Raw genomic sequence first — 25,038 nt, forward strand, 5'->3', positions numbered from 1 at the left:
AATCAAGGCATTTCATCTTTCCAAAATGCATCAAAATCAATAGCCGCTTTTTGTTGCAACGATATTTAGCTGCATAAAAAACGAAATATCGCTGAAAATTGACCAATATGCTTTTGCATAACGTTATCCAAAAGCAACAGCGACTTTCTCCCCGTCCCAAGAAATAAAGAACACCGACAACCGTACCTATGTCAATCACACCGAACGCCCCTACTCCGTCCCCGATGATACCCTCATCATCCAAAACGAAACATCATTAACCGCAGCGGCTTTCAAAAAATCCGCCACGGTCAGCGCTTACCCAAGCAATACCGGGTCAAACAATGGAAACACAACAGTCCCGATGCACCGATTATCCGCATTGATGGCAAACATGCCTACTGGAACAATACCATTTATCTGCAAATACCGTAAATAAGATCCACCCATCAGCGCCTCCTTCGCCGCCAAAAATAAAACACGAAAAACGTCTCCCCCTACCTTAAAGAAATCCATCAACAATCAATTATCCCAGCCCTCAAAACCCCTTGTCCCGATCAACTCCTCACAGCTCCGCTTTAATTGCGCATCGCCGCAGCCTGCCAATCACCTGATGTATCATAACCCAACAGCGCCGCCTGCATCTCCTTCCGGAAACGCTGCCCGCTATGCCTATCGATTACCTCACTTAATGCGTGATCAGCCCGCTCTGCCTGTCGATGAGCGCCGGGCTCGGGATCTTATACCGTTTCCGGTTATTCAGGTCAGGCCGCGCCGCAAGCAAGTTCCCGAAGTCATTGTTCTTCCAGATCGTAAAAGGAATAATATGGTCGATATCATAGCGGGAGATCGTGTCGCAACTCCAGACGCAACGCATCTGACCATCGGACTGTAAAATGGATTTACATAAGGCCTTCGATTCGGCGATATCACGCTCTGTGATCGGAATTTTAAAACTCCATTCAGCACCTCGGTAACCGAAAGCGTCTGAGCGGAGGCCTGCAGAGAGAATTCGGCCCATTTGAATAAGATCGCATCCTGCCCGCTGATAAAACTGCACAGTACCCTGAAAGCTTCATAATAGTCCACAGGAATCGAAAAACTGCCCCGCTCATATTCGTAAATACCATGATGTTTGTCGTAGATCGATGTGCCGATATATTTCATCGGCATCAGCGTAATGGTCGCTGCCAGCTTATTCTTCAGCAGCAAAACACCGGTTCGATTTCAGCAAAATACCTGTTTTTAGATCCCTGTAAAACGCCGAAAACCTATCCCGCAACTCATACTAGTCACCAGCGCTTCCCGCGGCCCGGCAAAGGCGAGTTGCGTACTTTTATTGATCTGCGGCACCTTCGCCAAAGGATAATAATGCAGCAGCCACTTCTTCACCATCAGCTCCAGCGGAAAATGCGCCCGTTGTTTTTGATCACAATAAAAGGTGAATTATCCTCGATCAGTTCGATCGTGCCCCGCAACAAGGCGAACTTATAGGTCGAAGACTTATTATCCCGGGCCAGTATCTGGTTAATGTGCCTGAAGGTTTCCTGGTTCATGGTATTGCGTAAACATAGTGAATTGGACGGAAGAATTTGACACTGCATAAATTACCATGAGCGTTGGTGCCTAATATCGCCCCTCAACACGTAGGGTCGATTCCGTAGGGGAATTAATTTGATGGTGGTTTTGTATCATTTGGGCTTTATTCGGCATCAGAATCACGCAACTCAGGGTTGTTTAGCATCATTTGAGTTTTACCTATTTGTTACCGCTAAATGAGAAAATGATTACAGGTGATGAATTGTTTGGGATTTTAGCTCAGCTGGTAGAGCCCCTTAGTGCGGATTTATCAGAGGATCGCTGGCTCGAGCCCAACTTCAGGGTCCAAACCCTCACGGAAATCTGAGGGTTTGGAATTTGCAGGCTAAACTGATGACTAAATTTTATCAGCTCATAATAGTCAGCAGAGTCAGACAACCAAACTTTTCAATTTTCCACCACTGCTTTTAATTAAATTATTTATTTTTAAAGCATAGATAAATAGATCTGACGCTGGCCTGCCCTTACACTATGCTTAAAAGAATACTTCTTGTTACAATAATTGCTGCATTATTTGCTCTGCCGTTAAAAGCGCAAACCTTTCTTAGAAAGTTTACTTCGGTTGGTTCATTCGCTAAACTTGGCAATACATTGTTTTTTGCTGCTGACGATGGCACCACTGGCATAGAACTGTGGAAAACCGATGGCACCTCTGCCGGGACGGTTTTAGTAAAGGATCTTAATAAGGTTAGCAGCAGCCCATCTTCAGGCGTATCAGACTTAACTGCCTTTAATGGGAAAATTTATTTCTCGGCAGACGATGGCGTTAACGGAGCAGAACTTTGGGTATCAGACGGTACCACGGAGGGTACAGTGATGCTTAAAAACATTAACGTAACGGTAAGGGGAAGTTCATACCCTAAACGTTTTACGGCTTTTAACGGGGTTCTTTACTTCACTGTATCCGAAAACTTTGGCATCACCAACTTGTGGAAGACGGACGGCACCGCCGAAGGAACCGTTAAGTTCATTGAGGGCGAATATTCTGACATTGGCCAGTTTACTGTTGTTGGACATGCGCTTTATTTTACGAAAAATGGAAGCCATGCCCTATGGAAGACCGATGGAACAGTAACCGGTACAAAAAAAATCACAACGGATGATTACTATACTATCGATTTACTTAGAAATATAAACAACGAACTTGTTTTTATTAAGAATACAACTAACAGGCAAAACATAAGGCTGTACAAACTTAATCCTGCTGACGATCTTCCTGTTTTGTTGCAGGCTTTTGACGAACCTCTTTACGGGGATATAGACATTGATAATATTACTGCGGTGGGCAGTAACTTTTACTTTGAAATAAGAAGTGTTGATCAATATGGGCAGGGTACAGATGCTCTATGGAAAAGTAATAAAACGCCTTCGGGTACGACTTTGGTAAAGGCATACAGCTGGAGCCGTGGAAGTTCGGGCTCGAACATGGAGGGATTTATAGCCTACAATAATAAATTATACTTCTCCTCAACTGTCCCGCATAAGCTATACACAACCGATGGTACCGACGCAGGAACTAATAAGATATCTGATGTTATATTAACTCAAGGCTTACGGCCCTTTCTGTCCAACAGCAAAATATTCTTAGGCTCAAACAGCCAATTATGGAGCTATGACGGTTCTGTTTTAAAAAAAGAATTTGATCAGCCAACTAACCCCCAGGAGTTTTTTGATTTTAATGGAACGGTATATTTTACTGTTGGTAATGAGTATAGTAAAACCTTGTGGAATAACGATCCCAGCCCGGGGCTAACCGTAACCAGAGATAATCAAAGTTTGCAACACTCCGGCAGCACAGCCTTTACCTCAAAGAAAGACAGCGCGTCGGTGTCTAATATGGTCATATCTAACACGGGCAACAAAACATTAATATTAAGTGAGATAAATGTTACCGGAGCATCTTTTTACGTAAGTGGTAAAAGCGAACAAACGCTGGCGCCGGGTGCACAAGCAAATTTTAAACTTATTTATTACCCATCTAAAGAAGAAATTTTAAAGGGAACGTTAAATATCAAAAGTAATAATGGTGCAAACGTATTTACGGTTCTTTTAACGGGTACAACAAACGGCAAAGCCAAAAAACCAAGTCTTATTACAGAAGGCATTGCAAAGCAAATTTTATTTAATGACGCTCAACCCTCATTCACGCTTAGCAGCAATACAATTGCTGAAGACCTAAGCACGGGTTCAAGCGTGGGCTCTTTTCAAGTTAGTGGCACAACAGATACTTATACATATAGCTTTATTGCAGGAACCGGTGACACTGATAACCCAAGCTTTACCATTCTTAATGGTGAAATTAAAACTGCTGCGCCGTTGGATTATGAAACAAAAAGCACGTACACCATCAGAGTGAAAGCTACCGGGCCAGGTAATGCAATAGAGAAAGTATTTGTTGTAAAGGTGTTAGATGTTCCCGAGCCTGTGGTAGCAGCTGATTGCATTAAGTCAGTTTCTAAATTAACTCCCGAGTTGTATGATGTAGGATACTTTGGCAACGCTTTGGTGGCTGTGGGCTCAGAGGGTATAATCAGGTCTCCTAACAATGGGCTGGATTGGTATAAGGTTAATACCGGCTACAATCAAGGTTTAGGGAGGTTGAAGGTAACAGACGACCATATAGGATATGCGTACGGCCAAAGCACCTTATTGAAAACGGAGAATAGCGGAGAAACATGGTTTGCACTTGATGCTCCAAACCCCAATAGCGGAACTATTTATTTCTACTCATCAAATATTGGGTTTATGCTGGGTGATGGCGGAATTTTTAAAACAAGTGATGGCGGAAAAACATGGAAAAAGGCAATCGCGGCAACAAATTCTTCGACATTAAACTCCGCCTGGTTTATTGACGCTAATAATGGCTTCATCTGCGGGAGCGGCCGTACTTATCTCAAAACCACAGATGGAGGAGACACATGGCAAGCTGCTGACCTGGGCGTATTAGGGGAGGGTACCAACCTGGTTGATATTACTTTTACTAATGCTGATACGGGTTATATTGTAAGCAGCGCAGGCGACGTTTTGCAAACTAAAGATGGGGGAAATACCTGGAGTAGAATAAGTATAGTGGGTGACTACGGAAGAATTTATTTTAAAAATGAGACAGAAGGTTATGTAGTATGTGGCTCAACTATTTATAAAACTACAAACGCTGGCGTTAGTTGGCAAAAAAAATTAGAAGGAAGTGTATATAAGGGCCTCGCATTTAGCAAAACCAGCAGCAAATATTGCGTGGTAGGCTTTTTTAACGGAATTTATTTGAATGATGGTACTGACATTTGGAACACCAGATCGCTGATTCCAAGGCACGATTACAATAATATTAATTTCGTTGACAAGGATAACGGGTATGTCTTTGGTGTTGAGGGGTTATATAAAACAACCGATGGTGGCGTAACATGGCAAGCGACATTGTCTGGATTTGGAAGAATTAATTCGAGCTTTTTTATAAATAAAAATGTTGGTTTTTATTGTAGCGATAAAGTTTACAGAACAGCAGATGGCGGCAAAACATGGCATGACGTCGGGGTGACTGACTTATTTAGTAGAAGCGAAATTATGTTTGTTAACGACAATGTTGGATTTATAACAACCTTCAGTGGTGTGTACAAAACAGTTGATAGCGGGTTAACATGGCAAAAAGCGGCCGGTACAAGGCCTACTAATGGAGCATGGGATTCTCATTTTATAGCCCCAGAAACGGGCTTTGTTTTAGACGGCAATGCAATTTATAAAACAATTGATGGCGGAAATACCTGGAACACTATTGCGCTACCCTATAGAGTGAACAATGTTTACACTGCCATATATTTTTTCAGTGCGGATGTTGGCGTAGTTGGCGATAGTAATGGACTGATAACACGTACTACAGACGGGGGAGTAACGTGGAGTCTGATTGTCACTCCAACAACTAATACAATGATCAAAACCATCTCTTTTGTTGATGATTTACATGGATATGCGTTTTTGAATCAAAATTCGGGTACCGGAACGCTTATAGAAACTCATGATGGGGGATTAACATGGAAGTTCGTTGTGGGCAACTACGCCACAGCGATGCACGTTACAGGAAACAACGTGTTTATGTGTAGCTATGACGGATCGGTTGTTAAGTTAAGCGCGGGTAACAATGCAAGCATTAATGCGGGCTACGTTACTGGTTCAACAAATGTTTACGTTTCCGATAAAAGCAATTACACTATCCCTTCAATCCCTAACACTTCATTTATCTGGGCAGTTTCAGGCCCTGCAGATGTAGAATATACTAGCGGCGGATTAAACGTAACCTGGAAACAAAAGGGCAATTATACAATTACAGTTACTCCTACAGTAGCTTGCGGCAATGGTGTAGCAAGGATTATGAATGTGGTAGTGTCAGAGCAGCCTAAACCCGTTATAACATCCTATTATATAAAGGGACAAGCATCCTTAAAAGCAATTACAATTAACGGAAGTAATTTTACGAATTTCATCCAGGTTAAGGTTGGCGGCGTGGTCTTGCCTTCTTTTGTTATCAGTTCACCATCCAGCATTACAGCAAACTTAGGAGCAGTAGCTGCAGGCGATATAGAAGTGACAAATTCTGCCGGAACTACACTGTTTAAATATGCTCCTCCGCCCATTATAAATTCTCTTAGTGTAATGGCCGGTGGTGCTAACACCGCGATAACAATTTCCGGACAAGACTTTAACGACATTACTGATGTTACATTTGGTAACGTCCCTGTTAAGTCCTTCACGGTTAACTCGTCAGGCAGTATAACAGCGATTGTTGGAGGAGGCTCGAGCGGAGAGGTTGCTGTTACCGGTACCTATGGTGTTGCCACACTTTCTGGTTTTACGTTTTATCAGAAGCCTGTATTAAACTTCATTTCGCCGGGCAGTGCGGGGCCTAATGCCTCAGTTACCATATTTGGAAATAATCTAACAGGCGCCACGTCTGTAAGTTTTGGGGGTGTGGTTGCTCAAAGCTTTACCGTTAACTCAAGTACCTCTATTGTAGCTAAAGTGCCTGTAACCGCTGCAAGTGGGACTATAGAGGTTACCACGCCTGGTGGTACCTCATCAATTGGTAACTTTGTGTTTATACCAATGCCGGTTATAAACGCCGTAGCTTACTCAACTTCAGGACCTGCCTCAATCACAATAAATGGCAGCAATTTCAATAACGTAACAAGCGTTTCCATTGGTGGTACTGTTGCCACGTCTTTTACCGTGAATTCAGCCACTACTATTACTGCCGTTTTTACTACGGGATTAACGGGCACTATTAGCGTAAACACTGCGCTGGGTGTTGCAACATATACGGGCAAAGTTGGAAAGACCGCGCAAACAATCACTTTTGCCAATATTCCCGATGCTACCTATGGGGCCGCTGACATTACTTTAAATGCCTCAAGTTCTAACTTGGGCATTCCGATTGTTTACTCGGTCGACAATAAAGATATTGGAGTTATTCATTCAAATAAACTACATATTATTAAGTCCGGAAGTGCTACGATAACAGCCAGCCAACCTGGAAACGAGTTTTACGAGTCTGCCGGTGATGTAAAGCAAACGCTAACCATATCAAAAGCGGTGCTTACACTTATACCTGATAATATCAGCCGCCAGGCGGGCGAACCTAACCCCTTATTAAAAGGTACTGCTAACGGCTTTGTTAATGGCGAAAACACAAATAACCTTATTAAGACACTTGTTTGGACAACAACAGCAACGGCGGCAAGTCCGGCGGGTTTATATGATATAGTTGGATCTGGTGGAGAGCCAGAAAATTACGAGTTTGTTTATACAATAGGCAAGCTGAATGTTTTACCGAACAAAGCTGTTGTAACCTTCCCGGCAATAGCAACACACCGTTATGGCGATGCTGACATTGAACTGGCCGCTACCAGCAACAACACTAACGTGCCAATTAAATTTGTGGCAGACAATCCTGACGTTGCTACTGTGGTTAACAATAAGATACATATCCTGAAAGCTGGTACCGTTAAAATTACAGTGAGTCAGGAGGGAAATGACTTTTACGAACCCGCCGAAGCCGCGCAGCAAACCGTAATAATTAACAAAGCAACCCTTGTAGTTACCGCCGATGATAAAACAAAAGTTGCCGGCAAACCAAATCCTGCTTTTACCTTAACATACAACGGCTTTGTAAACGGCGAGACATCAGGAATACTTACTCAGCAACCTGTTGTTGCCACAACAGCAACAGCCGCAAGTGGCGCGGGTGTTTATGACATTATAGCCTTAGGAGCTATGGCAGATAATTACGACATCACTTATAATAAAGGTAAGCTAACCATTACAAAAGATAAACCGTTTATCACCTTCCCTGCAATAGCAGCGCGCCGTTATGGCGATGCTGACATTGAATTGGCCGCTACCAGTACCAACGCGGGTATGCCGCTTACATATAGCACAGACAATCCGGATGTTGCCGCGGTGGTTAACAATAAGATACGTATATTAAAAGCAGGCAGCGTTAAAGTTACAGCGAAACAGGAAGGAAATAGTTTTTATGAGCCTGCCGAAAGCGTGCAACAAACAATAGTAATTGATAAAGCCGCTCTGGTTATCACTGCCGATGACAAAACAAGAGCTGTCGGTAAACCTGATCCTGCGTTTACGGTAACTTACCAGGGGTTTGTTAAAGGTGAGAAATCAGCAATACTTGGCCAATCGCCTGTTATTACTACCACGGCGACGGCCGCCAGCGTCGCGGGTATATATGATATAGTTGCGTCAGGCGCAGCATCTAATAATTATAGCCTCACTTATAATACCGGAAAATTAACGATTACTCCGGCACTTGATAACCTTAAAATATCCGCAACAAATGTAACCTGTAAGGGGCAGGGTAATGGCATCATTGCTATTGCCGCCAACCAAACAGCCTCTTACGCGGCAGTGCTTACGGGTAACAGTATCAACAAGAGTTACACTTTTACGGCCAATTTAAACATCGATAATTTATCACCCGGAATTTACAATGTTTGCGTTTCTGACGCCGCTTTGCCCGGGCAGAAACGATGTTTCGATCTTACCATTACTGAACCTAAAGATCTTTCTGTGTATATAGCGGTGGTAAAAAACACATCGTTGGTAAACATATCATTAGCCGGCGGAAATCAATACCAGGTAACATTTAACGGTAGAATGTACAGCACACGCAATAACAGCATTACGCTTGAACTTAATAGGGGCTCAAACAAACTTGAGGTAGCTACCGACAAAGAATGCCAGGGTAAAGTGGAGCAGATAATCAATTATTCCGGTAATCCGGTGCCGTATCCAAATCCATTCAATAATGAACTTTTTGTAAATGTGGGGGTTGATGAAGTGACTACTTCAATTAAAATTTACAGTGTTACCGACGGTTTGCTAAAGCTATCTGAACAGTTTAAGAATATTAGCGGAGTAATAAAGCTTGATGTATCCAAGTTAAAAATGGGCATCTATTCGGTCCATGTGATTAAAGGAAGTAGCGAATCAATTTATAAAGTTATAAAGCAATGAGAAGGTTTTTTTTAATAATTATAACGGCATTTATAACAGGCTGTTCCGGAAATGGCGACAAGGAACAGGAGATAGCACCACCACCCACTAAAGCTGTGCTAATTGCACCCGCGCAAAATGAACTTTGCACACAGGGTACAGTTGTATCGGCCGCAGAAAGTACAGTAACTTTGCAGTGGAATGCTGCCTCAAATGCTCAGGGATATGAACTTAACATTAAGGATCTTGAAGCAGGTACAACTACATCAAGGTTAACAACCGCCACTCAGCTGTCAATAACATTAAAAAGGAATACGCCTTATTCCTGGTATGTAAAATCGGGGTCTTCGCTAACTACCGCCACAGCACAAAGCGATGTGTGGAAATTTTATAATGCCGGGCCCGCAGCAGTTAATTACGCGCCATTTCCTGCTGACTTGATCGCCCCGGATTTAGGCCAATCTATAACCGCAGTGGGGGGTAAAATCGCGATAAGTTGGGCCGGTAATGACGTTGATAACGACATTGAAAGCTATGACGTTTACTTAAGCGATGCAACAACACCTGCACTTTTAACAAGCGGTGTTACCAAAAATACCTTAAATGATATTGCCGTTGTATCGGGTAAACAGTATTACTGGAAAGTAGTTACCAAAGACAAAAAAGGCAACAAGTCTGAGTCAAGCATTAATTACTTTAGGGTAAATTAGGCTAATGCCGATCAGGTTTGAACTTGTAAGATAATGCGGGTCAAATCGTAGGTTCGATTCCTCTTAGGTATAAACCCCTGTAAAGACAGTTTTGATAACGCCCTCCTCAGCGACTTCCTCCCCCGACAAAAAAAGAACACACTTTCAGCTGCAGGGTGGAGATCGGCATTCACACTAGCCAATTTTGCAGGATGAAAAACCATGGTCTTTTGCTTATTCTTTACCGCCTGCCAGGCCAACAGCCCTATGTATGTCCATAACACCGAAGGCCCCTACTCCATCACCGATCATACCCTCATCATCTAAAACGAACTTATCATTAATCGCAGCGGCTTTCAAAAAAATACGCAACGGACAGCGCTTACCCCAACAATACCAGGTTAAACAATGGAATCGAAACAGTGCCGATGCGCCGGTCATCCGCATCGATGGCAAACACGCCTTCTGGAACAATACCATTTATCTGCAAATGCCTTAAATAAAATCCCCCGTCAGCGCATCACTCGCCGCTAAAAATAAACCCCGAAAAACGGCTCACCGTACCTTAAGAAATCCATCAACAATCAATTATCCAAGCCCTCAAAACCCCTCGTCCCGATCAGTTCCTCACAACTCCGCATTAAAGCTCGCATCGCCGCAGCATGCCAATCACCTGACGTATCATAACTAAACAGCGCCGAAGCAACTCCTCCGGAAACGCTGCCCGCTATGCCTTTGGATTACCTCCCTTAATACGTGATCAGCCCGCTGTGCCTGTCGATCAGCGCCGGGCTCGGAATCTTATCGCGCTTCTTGTTATTCAGGTCCGACCGCGCCGGAAACAGGGTCCAAGGTCATTGTTCTTCCAGATCGTAAAAGGAATAATATGGTCGATATCATAGCGGGAGATTTAACTTCCCGCTATTAGCATTCGAATGCTTTCAATTGCGGAAGGAAATAACTCTTGATCAATGCTATCCAACATTTCTACAGATTGTTTAGCCAAATTGGTTATAAAAACCCATCATGAAAAGTTTACGATATTTTTCCATCGCGGCTATTGTTGCCTTAAGTACAGCGGCGCAGGCACAAACTAAAACCGGCTTTCATATTATAAAAGATATCGCCATAGCCGGTAACGGCGGGTGGGATTACATCAATGTTGACGGTGCCGCTAAAATAATGTTTGTTTCTCACGGCAGCCGGGTGAACATTTTGAATACGCGGGGAGATTCCGTTGGCGTAATTCCAAACGTACAGGGCGTGCACGGTATTGCCATTGTAAAAGCTTTAGGGAAAGGTTATACCAGTAACGGAAGAGCTAATACCATCTCTGTTTTTGATCTTCAAACTTATAAAGTGCTTGCCGAAGTGCCTGTTGGTCAAAATCCTTACGCTATTTTTTATGATGATTTCTCAAAAAAGATCATCACTTGCAATGGTGGTAGTAAAGACGCTACAATATTTGATCCGGCCAGTAACAAAGTAGTAGGTACGTGCCATTAGGTGATAAGCCAGAAACAGCTGTCTCTGACGGCAAGGGTAAGATTTTTGTTAATGGCGAAACCACCAGCAATATTATTGTATTTGACGCCTTAACGTATAAAGAGGTAGCCCGTTATAAAATTGACGGCGGCGAAGAACCTACAGGCCTTGCTATTGATCGCAGCACCAATCGTTTGTTTATTGCCTGCGCCGGATCAAAAACCATGGTGGCTATGAATGCCCTAAATGGTAAGACCGTTGCTAAAGTAAACATTGGTGATTCGGACGGATTGGTATTTGACCCTGAAACTAAAATGATCTACACTTCTAATACCGAGGGTACTATAAGTGCAGTAAAAGCAGTGCCACCATAGGATTCGAATATCACTGCAACGAACGTTCACGACATTTGAAAAAAACCATTTTCACGACTGAACCACATTGCGGAGGCTGTGGGAACGCATTAGAACTGAACAGACCAAAACTTCGGGTCAAGGTTCAGAAAGGAGGCCTCCAAACGAGTCATAGCAGATCTCTATACTAAGTATGTGAAGCAGACATGGAAGAACAACCTGGGAGAGCTACGGATGAACCGGATCTGACGCAGCAGCAGGTGGTGGTGCTGATCGGCCGCAGCTCAAATGACCGTATCTCGCACCCGGAGGGGGAATGGATGGCGCCGAGTTTGAAAAACATGCTGAAGCTGTAGCCGCTTTACAACATGCCCATCGAAAAGCTTAATAACATTAGTTTAAAAAGCAAAGAATAAAAACTAAAAGAACAAAACTAATAATCAAATACTTATAAGTAAAACGCTTTAAAGTAAACTCCTTAAAAATAAACCTCATAGCCATCCAAATAAATAAATCTAATAAAATATCAACGATTAGAAAACTTACTTTAAATACTGTTACTGCCTTTGGTAATCCATTAAATAAATCTTGCTTACCTTTAGGAACAATTCCTAAATTTTCACAAATATAGATCGATAATTCAACGAATTGAATTTCAAAGACATACCAAATTAATATCTTAAACAATAAAATGAATAATACAATAATGATTTTTTGATAGATGCTTTTCATTTTTTTCCTATTTTAGCTTCCCACATGCCATTCTTATCATACATATATCGCATGTTATCCTTAATATACGTAGTTTCCCAAAACAGTTTTTTCCCAGCTGGTGTTAGGCCATTCATAGAAACCTTGTAATCTCCCGATTTAACTTTTGATATTGTAATAGTAGAATTGTTTCTTAAAGCTAATCCTGTAATCATTCCTTTAGTAGTAATTCTAAAATTATTCCCATCTACTCTTGTTATTGTTTTGGCGTAATCGCCAATTTTTGAATTAATAAATGAAAACAGATCTCCTGAAGCATAATCTCCAGGTTTCGTACCTGCTATAATTTTACTAATCATTGCCTCAGCAGTATCACCAGGTTTTATAGCTAAAGATTTTAAAGTTACCTCTCTGCCTCGCTGTTGTGGCTCTGGCCCTAAATGATCTAAGTGATTCAATCCCGCAACAATTGCTCCCCTCGCTGCCCCTCGCCAAAAATCACCACCGCCCAACTCCTCGCCTATGCCCCCAGACCCAGCTGCAAGTAGATATGTAAATATCTCGCTTTTTAAAAGATCTGGAGCCCAAGATTGAAGAGCACTACTGGACAATGAACTTAAGGCTCCAGAAAGCATACCGCTTCCAAAACTACCTCCACCGGCTGTTGATAAGATGCCGCCTACAATACCATGCGTGAATGCCCGTGCCAACTCCAACCCAAAATTGCCTGTAGCTCCAAGAAAATTGACTACCATTCCGCTGGCGGACGCACTGCCTACAGCCCCAAAGGCGTTTCCGATGGCTCCGGTTGCCCCGGCAGATAGAGCCGACAGTCCAACCGCCTTCAAAAACTGTCCAGTATTCCAGTTTTTAAACCCCCCAGGGCTTAACGCAACGCTAACCGTGTAGGCTGCACCGCCTAAAACGGCACCGGTCACAACGCCGGTTAAGAAGTTTCCCAATACCGGTGCTAAAAACGCAAATAGTATTTCCCCGCTTGGATCCGTATACTTTAAAGGATTATTTAATGCGTATCCATAGCGGTTAAAATTCTGGGTGTTGTCAACATCCTGAACAAAGTTATCGGGTCCTAAAAAGCGATGCAGTAACGGATCATACAACCGGCCATTCATGTTAATCAATGCCACACCTAGCAGATGCTCGTGACCAGTGTATCCGCGGTCTAATATTATAAAGGCACTTAAATTGGTTCCTACACCGTCAGTCAACTTTACAATGTTACCCCACGCATCGAAATGCCGCTTTTCGCGAATGGTGCCTGTTGCGTCGGTTATCATCAAAATGCTTCCCTGGTAATCGCGGTGCAGGTAATACATTCCCGCCGCTGTGCCGCTGCTGGTTTGCTCGTGCTTCCAAATCGCGGGTGCGCTGTAGGCATCGCCGCCCAAATAAAAAACGAAGGCTGTTTTGCCGGTAAGGATATCCTCCGTTATCTCCATGCTACCGTCCTCGCTATAATGCCGGCGAAAAGGGCGAGTGGTAAAATCCGTTTGCTCGCCGCCATAGTACATATGGGCGCGCCTTTCGCTTCCGTTGTACTGAAAGCTCAACTTCTCCTTGCCTGTTACGCTAATTTCCACCGGGCTTTTAAAGGCGTTGTAGCTTACAATCTGCGGAGTATTGTTCTGGTAGTTGTACTTGGCAAATGCAGTTAGCCCGGTAACAGTGTTCAGCAGGTATGTGGAAGTTAGCTGGGCGGTTGATCCGGATCATCGTAGCAAAGATTTTTATCAAGCTAACTTTGACGCATCAGTCTGGAGTGATATTGTAGTTCCGGGAAATTGGCCGGGGTCGTGAATGATGTATTTGTAAGTGTTTGGAACAGAAGAAAAAATTTGGAAATCACTTCTTTCTCCGGATTTATGAAAACTTCGGTACGTTATCAAATATATAAACGCCGCAAAGCAACCAAGCTTAATATTGTATTTAAGGATGGGGTAATTGCTCACAATCGTTATGAATCCAACGAGGGAGAGGTGCGGATAAGTAAAATAAAGCTTGACAATAAGTTGGGCAATTACGTTGCTCAACTACCCAAACGATGTCAGGAAATATTTGAACTAAGCCGTTCTGATGGACTTAGTAACCAGGAAATAGCTTCAAAACTAGTTCTCAAAACGCACAGTCGAAAATCAATTGACATTAGCAATAAAACACCTGAGAACTTGTCTTAAAAATATTACCGTCTTGTTTTTATAAGGATACCCAAAAGAAACTCCTCTTAGGTAGTGTGTCCTCAAACGTTGGATTTACGATCACATTTAGGACAGGTCCAGCTCATGGGAATAAAACCATCCGCCGGCCGACTTGTTATCCACCACATCCGAAAAAACAAGGCGGACGATAAAAGCAAATAGACGGGCGCGACCGCAGCAAGCTCAGCGCCGGCGAAATTTAGAAGATCCGATATTAAACCTTCTCAACAAATTAGGATAATTATAGATCATCACCATCACCAGGGTATCCCATTCACAATAATCAATAAAGCATTATAATACAAGGCGCTCTCCTCATCCGCCATATCCACAACTGCATCTTTGCATAAGCCATCATTGCCGCTCCACCATCCCTTAACTCCTCCCCGCTCTGCTCACACACTTCATCCAATTGTTCCGCAGTAACTCCCCAAAAACAGGAGGCAACCTTTTATAATGACTCATCCGGTCGGCCCGCGACAACCTTAAAAAACCAAACATACTCCTTAAAACTGAGGCTCGTATTACCAAAAGAAACCGACCTTTAAAATGAGTCCGGAAGAAAATTTATTAGTTTGGGTATTATTCAAAAAAAGGCTGCCTTGAAATCCAAGACAGCCTCTAAAAATCTGAAGGTTAAAGTAAGTGTTAATTTGATATCAACAAGTTAGTAACCGGGATTTTGCGGGTACTTCGGCCCCGTTAAAACCGCATTGATCTGACCCTGGGGTATCGGTCTCAACGCGTGATAGTCCTTGATATTAGCACTAGCTTCGCTGTTGAACATTTTGGTCCTTCGTAACAATTGACCAGTACGTACAAGATCCATCCACCTGCGGGGATCCCCGTAAAACTCACGGGTATATTCTTCCAATATCAGGTCCATGCCACAGGGTCCGGAACCGACAGCAGTGTTGTTAGCGATACTTAACTGGGCTATTTGAGCAGGGGTCAATTGCATAGCAGCGCGGTTTGCGGCATTATCCGCAGCTTGCGAAGCAGCGGTTACGCGATACTGACTCTTGGGGATCAAAAGGCCATCCTCTGGTTTTCTAAAAGAAGCCCTGCTTCTGATCACATTCAACGACTGAACGGCCAGTGGAATATTGCCAGCCATATAGTTAGCTTCGGCGTTAATCATGTATACCTCTGCAAAACGCATGTAGAGCACAGGTCTTGTTGAGTGGTCATTTATAGCTATTCTTGTCTGATCATCCCATTTTTTAATAGCCGGGTAAACGTTGTTATTGTACTGCACCGGTGTAATGATGACGCCTTTAAAAGCATCTCTACGAGCGTTGTTTACGGCTGCAAGCGCCGCTCCTTGCGGCATCAATATCGCTGTATCTCCACCTATCGGCACTTGGTAAGATGTTAACGATACGTTGCTGGCGATGGTCAGTGCGCCTTTAGGCGTTCCGTCAAATTTGGTACCGGACGCAGCTGGCTGATTGGCTATCCAAAAGGTCTGAAAAGTACCGTCAAAGCGGGAGTCGTTGGTCTGGTTAGCAAAAGCAACGTCAATTGCATATGGCCGGTTAACGGCCACGCGCACGTATGACCTGCCGTTATAAACATCTCTTATAACGGGATTTGGTCCGCTCATCCTTTGATTAGGCTGATCAACCCCTACCCCGTTGCTTACACCCGCAAGATTGTAAGACCAGCGGTACAATACGGGCAAAGTATTTGTACCCCTGCCGTTGCCACAGCAATAACCGCTGTAAGTAGGGTCAGAACCTACATCAAACATCAGCATGTTTTCTTTACCATAGTCATTCGATTGCTTCAACGCATCTGTAAAATCCTCCCATAGATCCAGACCATAAATTGCTCTGTTATCTATAAGCGATTTGGTCAGATCAGCCGCTTTCTGAAAATCAGCCGCGCTGCCTGCCGAGGTATAACCACGGGTTAAATAAACCTTCGCTAACATAGCCTGAGCCACGGCGGAAGTAGCCGTTTTGCCGTTACCTGAAGCAGAGAAGGGATTAGTACTGGTAATTGTATTTGGTAAATTAGTGGCAGCGGCAGTAAAATCAATGATGATCTGATTATAGATATCCGCTAGTTTTGCCGGTGAATCCGCAGTGCTGGGTTCAGTAGCAAACGCCGTGTGCAATGGGATGCCGCTTGGATTGTTGGCAGTAGCGCCGCCAAACAGTTGAACCAGATAGAAGTAATAAAAGGCGCGTAAGAATTGCGCCTGCCCCATATAGAGCTTTTTGTTATCTGCAGAACTGTTGGATTCAGTAATGAAGCTTCCGATCAAACCATTCATGGTATTGATGTACTGAAACTCTGTGGTAAACCCAGGTCCGTTAGTTGCGGTAATTGAGTAATTGCCAAATTGCGGCGAAGTGGAGGAACCTCCATTGATGAATTCATCTGTTCCCTGGTTCTGCTGGGTTTGCCCGCCATCTGAACTATAATGCCCAGATAACTGGCGGTACGCGGACGCAATTGAAGCCCGGATACCCGGTTCGGTCTTAATATAATCAAGATATAACTGCGCTTTGGGGTTTTCGTCCAGGAGCTTCTTACAACTGGATAGCGTAATCGCTATGGCGATCGCCGATATCAACGAAATTCTTTTAAATATTTTCATAACTATATTATTCCTAGAATTTAAGATTTAAACCAAAAACAAAATCTGTAGTGATGGGGCTACCTCCATAGCCAACAGTCGCCATACGACCACCATTGGATCCTGCAGGATTACCGCTGAATGTACCGCCAACGGCACCACCGCTCGACTGGGTCTCAGGATCGAAAACTGTTCCTCCCGAAGCTTTGCCCGCAGGGTTGTAAATGATCCACGGATTAAGGCACTGCGCGAACACTCTTAAAGAGCTTATACCTAAACTATTTGCAGTTTTCGCCGGCAATGTGTAACCCAAATTCACTGTGCGCAATTTGATGTACGATGCGTTGAAATATCCTGTAGTAGAAGAGAACGGATAGCTTTGCAGGTTCATATTAGGCTGCGGGAAAGTACCTGTCGGATTGGCGGGTGTCCAGTAATTGGTATAAGGCTGATTAGTCCTGCCTGTGCCCAAAAAGCCCCATCCGCCGATCGAGCCACCGCTTGTCAGGTACTGTACAATTACTAAACCTCCCATCCGGAAGTTGACATTAAACGACAGATCAAAGTTTTTATAAGTAAAACGGTTCGTGATACCACCTTGATACTGCGGACGGTCCGTTCCTAAAATCTGGTTGTCACCATTGTCTATCGTACCGTTTTTATTCACATCTTCTACTCTTATCTGACCTGGATACTGCGGGTATACCTGGCCGCTAACTTTCTGGTAAACCGGACCCGCAGCCTGGCTCTTGGTAGGATCTATGCCTGGCGAATCTGATATTTGCCAGATGCCTATTTTTTTCACATCATAAATAACGTTCAGCGGTGAACCGACAAACAGGGCATTGTTCACATCGGCCATAATTCCGTTCGGCAGTCCGGTAATGCGTTCACGGGCGAAAGCGACGTTGAAATCTGTCGCCCAGGTAAATCCTCCCTGGTTTTGCAGGTTTATACTGCTTAAGCTAAGCTCGATACCTTTGGAAGCGGTAGATGCCAGATTGGTTTGAAATCCCTGACCCCCGTAAGATGGCAGATTGCTGTAACCCAGAATAATATCAGTGGTCTTTTCTGAATAGGCATCTATGGTACCGGATAGTCTGTTGTTGAATAAGCCAAACTCCAAACCTAAGTTGATTTGACCCGTCTTTTGCCAGCGTAGATTCGGAACAGCTATGCTGCCATTGGATACGGCCAGGGTATTACCACCGGCACCATTGCCAAATTGGTATTGCTGAATCCCTAATGCGCCCAAAGTTTGGTAAGGCGTAGGACTGATACCTCCGTTGGAGGTAACCCCATAGCCGGCACGTAACTTCAAGTTATTGATCCACTCATACTGCTTCATAAAACTTTCGTTGGTTACGTTCCAGGCAGCAGAAAGCGCCGGATAGTATAGCCATTTATTACCGGCAGGCAAAGTGGAGTTACCATCTCCCCTCATGGTAGCAGTTAAAACATACCTGCTGTCATAGGAATAAACCAGACGGGCCATTTGAGATATCAGACCCCATTCGCGGTAAGTATTGTCGTTTCCTGCAGGAAAACTACTGAAAGTCGTTAAATTAAGATTATAATACTCGTTCAGGTCGGCAGGAATATTGGTTCCTTCAGCACGCATCGACTGGTAGTGATCTTTTTCTATACCAAACAACCCGGTAAAATTAATGTGGTGCTTTTCGGCGAAAGTATTGTCATAAGTCAGCAAATTATCGAATGTGTAATGGTAGCGTTCGTTATTTCTCTGCCATGCGGTTGATAACTTTTGGTCAATACCAGCCGGAGTGATGCTTCCACCACTATAATTTCCCTGGAAAGTTTGGTTAAAATCATAACCGAAGCTTACTTTATAGGTTAAATGCTTGATGGGCTTAAACTCAGCATATAGACTGGTGAAATTGCGAAAATCCCGCTGCTGGTTCTTTTGATTACTTGGGTTTTCTTTAAAATAAAGCGGGTTCAGGTTGATAGCGTCGAAGGCACCTACCCAGGGGAATACCCGCAAATTACCACTCTCATCATATGGAGTTACCAATGGAGTGGTGGCGGCAGCGCCGCCGGCAGGGAATCCTCCTGGCGTGTTGCGGTAACTTAAGGTATTCGTCATGTTTAAACCGACACGGATGACTTTGCTTAATTTATGATCTACGGAAGTTAAAACGGAATATCTCGTGTAATCGTTGCTTGGTATGACCTCTGTCATCTTGGTATAACCTACACCCATATTATAGGTAGTGCTTTCATTACCTCCTGCTATGCTCAGGTTTTGGTCAGAATTAATGCCTGTGCGGTAAGCATATTTTTGCCAATCTACATCAACAGCATTTTTGATACCCTCTTGTTCAAGCGCAGACAAGGGATAGGAAGCTGTAGCTCCGTTACCTTGCATGATAGAGCCTGTAACAGCATCCTGCTTAAACTGTGCATACTGTGCGCCGTTAAAAACTTTAAGGTAACGAGGCACCGTCCTCACGCCTAAAGAAGTAGTCAATGTAGTAACCGGTTTACCAACTGTTCCCCTGTTGGTAGTGATCAGAATCACGCCACCGGAACCTCTTGATCCATAAATTGCGGTAGATGAAGCATCTTTTAGAATTTCCATGCTTTTAATGTTATCCGGGTTAATATCCGAAAGACTACCTGATACATATGGTACCCCATCAACAACCAATAAGGGCTGATCAGCAGCGCTGTTAGCACCCTGCCCTATGGTGCGGTTGCCCCTGATGCGTATATTGGGAGGCGAACCCGGCCTTGCACTTGTTGCTGTAATTTCTACCCCTGCAACTCTGCCCCGTAATGCATCGGCAAAATTGGGTGATGGCGTTTCCGCCAGCGTTTTAGCGTCAACGCTAACTGTTGCGCCGGTTACATCACGCTTCCGTTGTGTGCCGTAACCAACAACCACTACTTCCGTAAGGCTAGTAGCATCGTTGGCTAAAATAATGTCGCCAAGGCTCGTGGCGCCTGGCTTAACAGGTACCGTTAGTGTAATATACCCAACATAAGATACCGTCAGCGATGAAATGCTACCCGTTACCGGTAAAGCAAAGTTACCGCTGATATCCGTATTTGTACCTGTAGTTGTTGATCCGGCAGGTTTAACGCTTGCACCCACCAGCGGTTGACCTTTTTGATCGATTACGCGGCCACGCAGCGTGACAGATTGTGCAAAAATACTCCCTGAAATCATGCCCATACTCAATAGTAAAAGCAAAGTCTTCCAGCATTTAATAAGTTTAAGTTTTTTCATATAATTAATAAAATTGTTAATCATCCAAATTCAGAATTCATATACAAAGCCGTTCCTGGAAAGCCATTGTATGGATGTAGTGCGTTATCTTATCATAAGCCCGTATTTAGGTTCAATCAGCTATCGCGATACTGATCATGGCACTTATGCCTTGCAGCGTCGCCAACATAGACTAGATTTTCGTTAATATTTGGTTTTCCCGCGCGGTTTATTGTCGCAGTATTATTACAAAGATGTAGAGAAGAGATTGTCCGAATATTAGCAATTCAGGTGAATTAATAAAACAAATGTTTTATTTGAACGGCGCAGAAGGAGAAATTAAGTATCGCCTATCCTTTTTCGGACGTTGCGTTTACAAATTCGGAAGGTAGCATCTTAAACTCTTCTTTGAATTTCCGGGAGAAGTAACTGGGCGATGCAAAACCGGTTAAAAAAGATACCTGCGCTACGTTTTTTCCACTTTTTTTAAGCAACAGTGCGGCCCGTTCCAGTTTTATTTTTCGGATGTATTCAATTGGTGTCTTACCGGTTAATGTGATGATCTTATGGTAAAGCGTCGTCCTGCTCATGCCGATATGCTTACTGAGCTGATCAACTGATAAATTAGGATCTACCATATTGTCTTCTATAAAAGCAAGGATCTGCTTTAACAATTTCTCCCCTTCGGATTCAATGACAATATCAGGCCCCTCATAACTCAGATGCCGGGAATATGTCTCTTTTGAAACCTGGCTCAACATCAATAAATTTCTTATTTTTTCGTTCAGGATCTGGAAATTAAATGGCTTTGTTAAATAATCATTCGCACCCGACCTTAGGCCTCTGATCTGGGCCTGTTCGCCCCCGAGGGCAGTCAAGAGAATAACAGGTAATTGATTCGTTCTTTTATCCATCTTTATTTTCTGGCTTAACTCTACACCGCTCATATTCGGCATATTAACGTCGGCCACAACAAGCTGGGGATGAAGAGAAAGTACTTTTTTCCATCCCTCCAAACCATCAGCAGCCTCTATTACCTGGTAATAGTCCTTTAAAGAATCCTTAAGGTAGGCTCTGAAATCGTCATCATCCTCCACAATCAGGATGGGTGTAGTTAAAAAAGCTGAAGTTTCAAAAACAGCGTCATCCGCATCGGTTTCATCACCGGTCGCCTGAGGTATAGCTGAAGCCAGTTGGTATTCGATTATGGGCAACACCACTGTAAATGTCGTACCGCGCGAATCGCTATCAACGGTAATATGACCACCGATAAACTCTACGTATTCTTTGGTGATGGACAATCCAATTCCGCTTCCTTGATTAAGTACAGCACTATCTCCTCCACTCTGAAAAAATCTTTCAAAAATTTTGCTTTTGTCGTCGGCATTGATCCCTGTCCCTGTATCAGAGACGACCAAAATCAAGTGAGGAGCGTTCTCTTTAAAGAATACAGAGCACGCAACTTTAATCAGCCCGCCTTTATGCGTAAATTTCAAAGCGTTGGACAGCATATTATATATAATACGTTCTATTTTGTCCTGATCAAAACGAGCTATTATACTTTCAGGATCATTTTCTATTTCAAGGCGGATACCCTTTTGCTCAGCAATGTCGCGAAACGAGTCCGCTGATTCTCTGACAAATAACATCAGGTCCCCTTCCGTTAGATTCAGCTTTAGGTTATGTTCTTCAATTTTCCTGAAATCAAGCAACTGATTAACAAAATTAAGCAGGCGCCTGGCATTTCTTCTGATAACTTTTATTTGGCTCGCCTCCGATTTTGCCGGTGCAACAAATAAGTTATCCAATGTTGCCATAATCAGCGCAACCGGTGTGCGCAGTTCATGCGTTAAGTTGATCAGAAATTTTATTTTCAGTTCGTCAAGCTCATGTAAGCGTTCAGCTTCCCTACGCTCCTCGTCAATTAACTGCTTATTTTTTAACCGCTCCTGCTCTAAATGGTATTTTTCCTCTATCCGTTTTATGCCTCTGCTTCTGATAAAAAGTAACAAAGCAGCTGCTGCAATAACATAAATGACATAAGCGTAAGTCGTTCTCCAAAACGGAGGGTGAATAACAACTTCTATAGTGGCCATATTCCCATTCCATCCGCTCTTATCATCTGAAGCTCTGACTTTAAACAAATAACTCCCCGGATCAATATTGGTATAATAGGCTGTTCGTGATTTCCCGGTAAAGTTCCAATCGTTATCAAAACCAGTGAGTTGATAGGAGTATCTTGTTCGCTCAGGATTGGTAAAATTTATTGCGACAAAACTTATTGAAAAGTTTTGCCCATAAGACAAATCGATTTTCCTTGCCGTGTTGATATTCGCCTGGATCGGGGACTCAGCGCCTGGCGTGATCGTACTGTTGGCAACTTTCAAATCCGTAAACTTGACGTTGTGCCTGTAATTATCGTTTGGTAAAAGAGATGGCTTGAAATAATTGAAACCCTCATATCCGCCAAAATACAATGAGCCATCCCTCGACCTTAGCCCTGCACCCACCATCATCGAACCTGGCTGCACGCCATTATGCGAATCAAAATTCTTAAAGACCTCTTTGGCAGGATCAAAACAAGTAATGCCCTTGGCAGTACTCATCCAGATCTTACCACTGCTATCCTGCAAGATACTGCCGACAATATTGCTCGCAAGTCCGTCCTTTTCTGTAAAAGATTTGAATCTTCCTGTTTTTTCATTAAAAAGATTCAGACCGCCACCCTGCGTACCGACCCAGGTGTGACCCGTATTATCATGAAAAATACTCAGAACAGCGTCGGTTGACAGGCCACTGTTAGCATTATTTAGCCTCCGCAAGTTTTTCTTCGGGTGATAGATTTCAATACCCGCACCGATAGTCCCCATCCACATATCGCCGTTTACTTTTTCTGCCAACGCGCGCATGTAGCCATTTACTGGCCTGTCAGTTTTTTCTTTGCTTTGGTTTGGCTCATAAAAGCGTACAAAGTCATCTTTAATCGAATCGTAAACATAAACGCCGTCGCCATTTGTCCCGACCCAAATACGACCCGATTTATCTTGCGCAAAGCAATAAATGTCATTATCCCCAATATTTTTATCAGCGGTATGAAGTAAATACCGCTGATATTCTCCGCTTTCGGGATTCACTTTTAGCAGACCCTGATGAATTGTTCCGAGCCACAAAACACCTTCCTTGCTTACTAGAATAGACCTAACATTAAGTGCCTTTACATTTTTGATCTTTCCTGGCTTGAAAATTCGTTTTTCCGGATCAAATAATTGCACGCCTCCATCGGTCCCCACATAAATTTTGCCTGTCGCGTCTTGGCCAAAGGAAGTAACGACAGGTCCGGTAAGACTATTCGGATTACTTTCATTATATTGCTGTAAGTTGAAAAGCGTTAAGTGCGGATCATACTTAAACAACCCTCCCTGAGCCGTTCCTAACCAAATGATCCCATCGGCATCTGAAAATAAACTTTTGACAGTTTGATTTGATAGCCCGAACGGATTCCCCCGATCGGATTTTATTCCTGTTATTGTTGTTGTTTTAAGGTCAAAAATATTAAGCCCATTTTCGGTTCCGAGCCAAAAAGTATTTCCTGCTGTTTTCAATACAGCGTGAATCTGTTGGTCCAAGCTGCTGAATCCTTTGTCCTTTGGAAACAATTGGAAGCTTTTCCTATCGGGATTCATTTTATTTAAACCCTCAAAGGTTGCTATCCAGATATGACCCTCATTATCCCTTATGATTTTTTTAATTATATTATTGCTAATGCTGTTTTTATCGCTGGCATCATGTATAAAATGAACATAACGTTTAGTGCGCTTATTGTAAATAACTAACCCTTTATTTGTGCCAATCCAAATTTGTTTACTTTCATCTTCAAAAAAACTCAGGTACACGGTTAAAGCCGAAGTATTTTGCTTTTTGAGTTGGATAGGTAAAGCATCAAACTTCATCGTTTGAGGATCTAACGTGACCAGGTTCGCGTAGCCTCCGAACCACAGAAGGTCGGCGCTATCCTGGTAGATCGCCCTGACCGCCATGTCGTCAACTCCCGGAACTTTGCCTTGACTTTTGCATTTTATGAATTTATCAAGATTCGTGTCATAATAACATATGCCGTTGGAGGTGCCTATCCATATCCTGCCACGCCGATCTTTAAACAGCACCGTGACCTCATTATTAGGTAAACTCGAAGCATTGCCCGGCTCATTGCGATAAACGGTGATGTTTGTTCCATCAAATTTATCTAAGCCGTCATTCGTTGCAATCCATAAGAAGCCGTCGTTGTCTTTTAGTAAATCATTGACCGTATTGGAGGATAATCCTTGTATTGTGGTAAGAGATGTAAATTTTATTTTCTCTTGAGCGCGGCTTGTTAGAGCGATAAAGACACAACAAAGCAATGTTATGCAAAAACGAGAAACTTGTAGTGGTACATGTTTATGAGAATTATCTTGTCGCATTCAACGTTGAAATAATTATTGGTTCGAGGGTGGTTAAAATATGGCATTTCCACTAAAAGGCAATTGCTGCCACGACAAATCAAACATTTGTGTTATAAAAAAACCTGTCTGTGTCGGTTCGCTGACTTCAGCACCAAGTATTTTTACGAAAAAATAGCCAGTTGGTTTCTTATATGCTTGTTTTCCCATTATCAGCGATCAAAAGATATTTCCATATACTTGTTCCG

17 protein-coding genes are annotated in these 25,038 nt (G+C 43.2%); 8 read left to right on the plus strand and 9 right to left on the minus strand.

The genetic code is table 11. The features are described 5' to 3' along the window. Window positions 1–297 precede the first annotated feature (297 nt). The 3 genes from ACVW2L_RS08500 to ACVW2L_RS08510 all read right to left on the minus strand — a co-directional run bounded on the left by ACVW2L_RS08500 (window position 298) and on the right by ACVW2L_RS08510 (window position 1,535). Entirely contained in the window at window positions 298–495 is a 198-nt protein-coding gene (locus tag ACVW2L_RS08500; RefSeq protein ID WP_457127535.1) for a hypothetical protein, read from the minus strand. A gap of 172 nt (window positions 496–667) precedes the next feature. After that, window positions 668–1,000: an HNH endonuclease domain-containing protein gene (locus ACVW2L_RS08505; protein ID WP_457127536.1), complete on the minus strand. Its 333-nt coding sequence runs from the start codon at window positions 998–1,000 to the stop codon at window positions 668–670. 373 nt (window positions 1,001–1,373) lie between these two features. Further along, entirely contained in the window at window positions 1,374–1,535 is a 162-nt protein-coding gene (locus tag ACVW2L_RS08510; protein ID WP_457127537.1) for a hypothetical protein, read from the minus strand. A gap of 514 nt (window positions 1,536–2,049) precedes the next feature. On the opposite strand from ACVW2L_RS08510, the gene ACVW2L_RS08515 reads away from it, so the two are divergent. From ACVW2L_RS08515 to ACVW2L_RS08540, 6 genes are all read left to right on the plus strand, one after another. Beyond that, window positions 2,050–9,099, plus strand: a complete 7,050-nt coding sequence (locus tag ACVW2L_RS08515; protein WP_457127538.1) for an MBG domain-containing protein — start codon at window positions 2,050–2,052, stop codon at window positions 9,097–9,099. Beyond that, complete coding sequence (locus tag ACVW2L_RS08520; RefSeq protein WP_457127539.1) at window positions 9,096–9,788, plus strand: hypothetical protein; 693 nt, start codon at window positions 9,096–9,098, stop codon at window positions 9,786–9,788. The genes ACVW2L_RS08515 and ACVW2L_RS08520 overlap by 4 nt, the downstream gene beginning before the upstream one ends. 250 nt (window positions 9,789–10,038) lie before the next feature. Further along, the gene (locus ACVW2L_RS08525) at window positions 10,039–10,266 is read left to right on the plus strand and encodes a hypothetical protein (RefSeq protein WP_457127540.1); all 228 of its coding nucleotides are present in this window, start codon (window positions 10,039–10,041) and stop codon (window positions 10,264–10,266) included. Window positions 10,267–10,793: 527 nt separating this feature from the next. Continuing rightward, window positions 10,794–11,273, plus strand: a complete 480-nt coding sequence (locus ACVW2L_RS08530; RefSeq protein ID WP_457127541.1) for a YncE family protein — start codon at window positions 10,794–10,796, stop codon at window positions 11,271–11,273. Then, window positions 11,264–11,626 carry a YncE family protein gene (locus ACVW2L_RS08535; RefSeq protein ID WP_457127542.1) on the plus strand — a complete coding sequence of 121 codons (363 nt, stop codon included), beginning with the start codon at window positions 11,264–11,266 and terminating at the stop codon, window positions 11,624–11,626. The genes ACVW2L_RS08530 and ACVW2L_RS08535 overlap by 10 nt, the downstream gene beginning before the upstream one ends. Before the next feature lie 185 nt (window positions 11,627–11,811). Next, window positions 11,812–11,961 (plus strand): hypothetical protein, encoded by a 150-nt coding sequence (locus tag ACVW2L_RS08540; RefSeq protein WP_457127543.1) that lies wholly within the window; start codon window positions 11,812–11,814, stop codon window positions 11,959–11,961. A 37-nt stretch (window positions 11,962–11,998) separates the two neighbouring features. Here ACVW2L_RS08540 and ACVW2L_RS08545 read toward each other — a convergent pair whose 3' ends face one another. After that, complete coding sequence (locus tag ACVW2L_RS08545; protein WP_457127544.1) at window positions 11,999–12,337, minus strand: hypothetical protein; 339 nt, start codon at window positions 12,335–12,337, stop codon at window positions 11,999–12,001. Beyond that, window positions 12,334–13,917 (minus strand): RHS repeat-associated core domain-containing protein, encoded by a 1,584-nt coding sequence (locus ACVW2L_RS08550; protein ID WP_457127545.1) that lies wholly within the window; start codon window positions 13,915–13,917, stop codon window positions 12,334–12,336. Before ACVW2L_RS08550 ends, ACVW2L_RS08545 begins: the two co-directional genes overlap by 4 nt. A 58-nt stretch (window positions 13,918–13,975) precedes the next feature. Between ACVW2L_RS08550 and ACVW2L_RS08555 the strand changes: the two genes are divergently transcribed. Then, the gene (locus ACVW2L_RS08555) at window positions 13,976–14,134 is read left to right on the plus strand and encodes a hypothetical protein (protein WP_457127546.1); all 159 of its coding nucleotides are present in this window, start codon (window positions 13,976–13,978) and stop codon (window positions 14,132–14,134) included. 65 nt (window positions 14,135–14,199) lie between these two features. Continuing rightward, window positions 14,200–14,511, plus strand: a complete 312-nt coding sequence (locus tag ACVW2L_RS08560) for an RNA polymerase sigma factor (RefSeq protein ID WP_457127547.1) — start codon at window positions 14,200–14,202, stop codon at window positions 14,509–14,511. 688 nt (window positions 14,512–15,199) lie between these two features. Here ACVW2L_RS08560 and ACVW2L_RS08565 read toward each other — a convergent pair. The 4 genes from ACVW2L_RS08565 to ACVW2L_RS08580 all read right to left on the minus strand — a co-directional run bounded on the left by ACVW2L_RS08565 (window position 15,200) and on the right by ACVW2L_RS08580 (window position 25,000). Further along, window positions 15,200–17,140: a RagB/SusD family nutrient uptake outer membrane protein gene (locus ACVW2L_RS08565; protein ID WP_457127548.1), complete on the minus strand. Its 1,941-nt coding sequence runs from the start codon at window positions 17,138–17,140 to the stop codon at window positions 15,200–15,202. A gap of 13 nt (window positions 17,141–17,153) precedes the next feature. Then, window positions 17,154–20,372 carry a SusC/RagA family TonB-linked outer membrane protein gene (locus ACVW2L_RS08570; protein ID WP_457127549.1) on the minus strand — a complete coding sequence of 1,073 codons (3,219 nt, stop codon included), beginning with the start codon at window positions 20,370–20,372 and terminating at the stop codon, window positions 17,154–17,156. A 329-nt stretch (window positions 20,373–20,701) separates the two neighbouring features. Continuing rightward, complete coding sequence (locus tag ACVW2L_RS08575) at window positions 20,702–24,811, minus strand: hybrid sensor histidine kinase/response regulator transcription factor (RefSeq protein ID WP_457127550.1); 4,110 nt, start codon at window positions 24,809–24,811, stop codon at window positions 20,702–20,704. A 33-nt stretch (window positions 24,812–24,844) separates the two neighbouring features. Then, window positions 24,845–25,000 (minus strand): hypothetical protein, encoded by a 156-nt coding sequence (locus ACVW2L_RS08580; RefSeq protein WP_457127551.1) that lies wholly within the window; start codon window positions 24,998–25,000, stop codon window positions 24,845–24,847. Between the last annotated feature and the right edge of the window lie 38 nt (window positions 25,001–25,038).

The sequence above is a fragment of the Mucilaginibacter sp. HD30 genome (assembly GCF_054061755.1).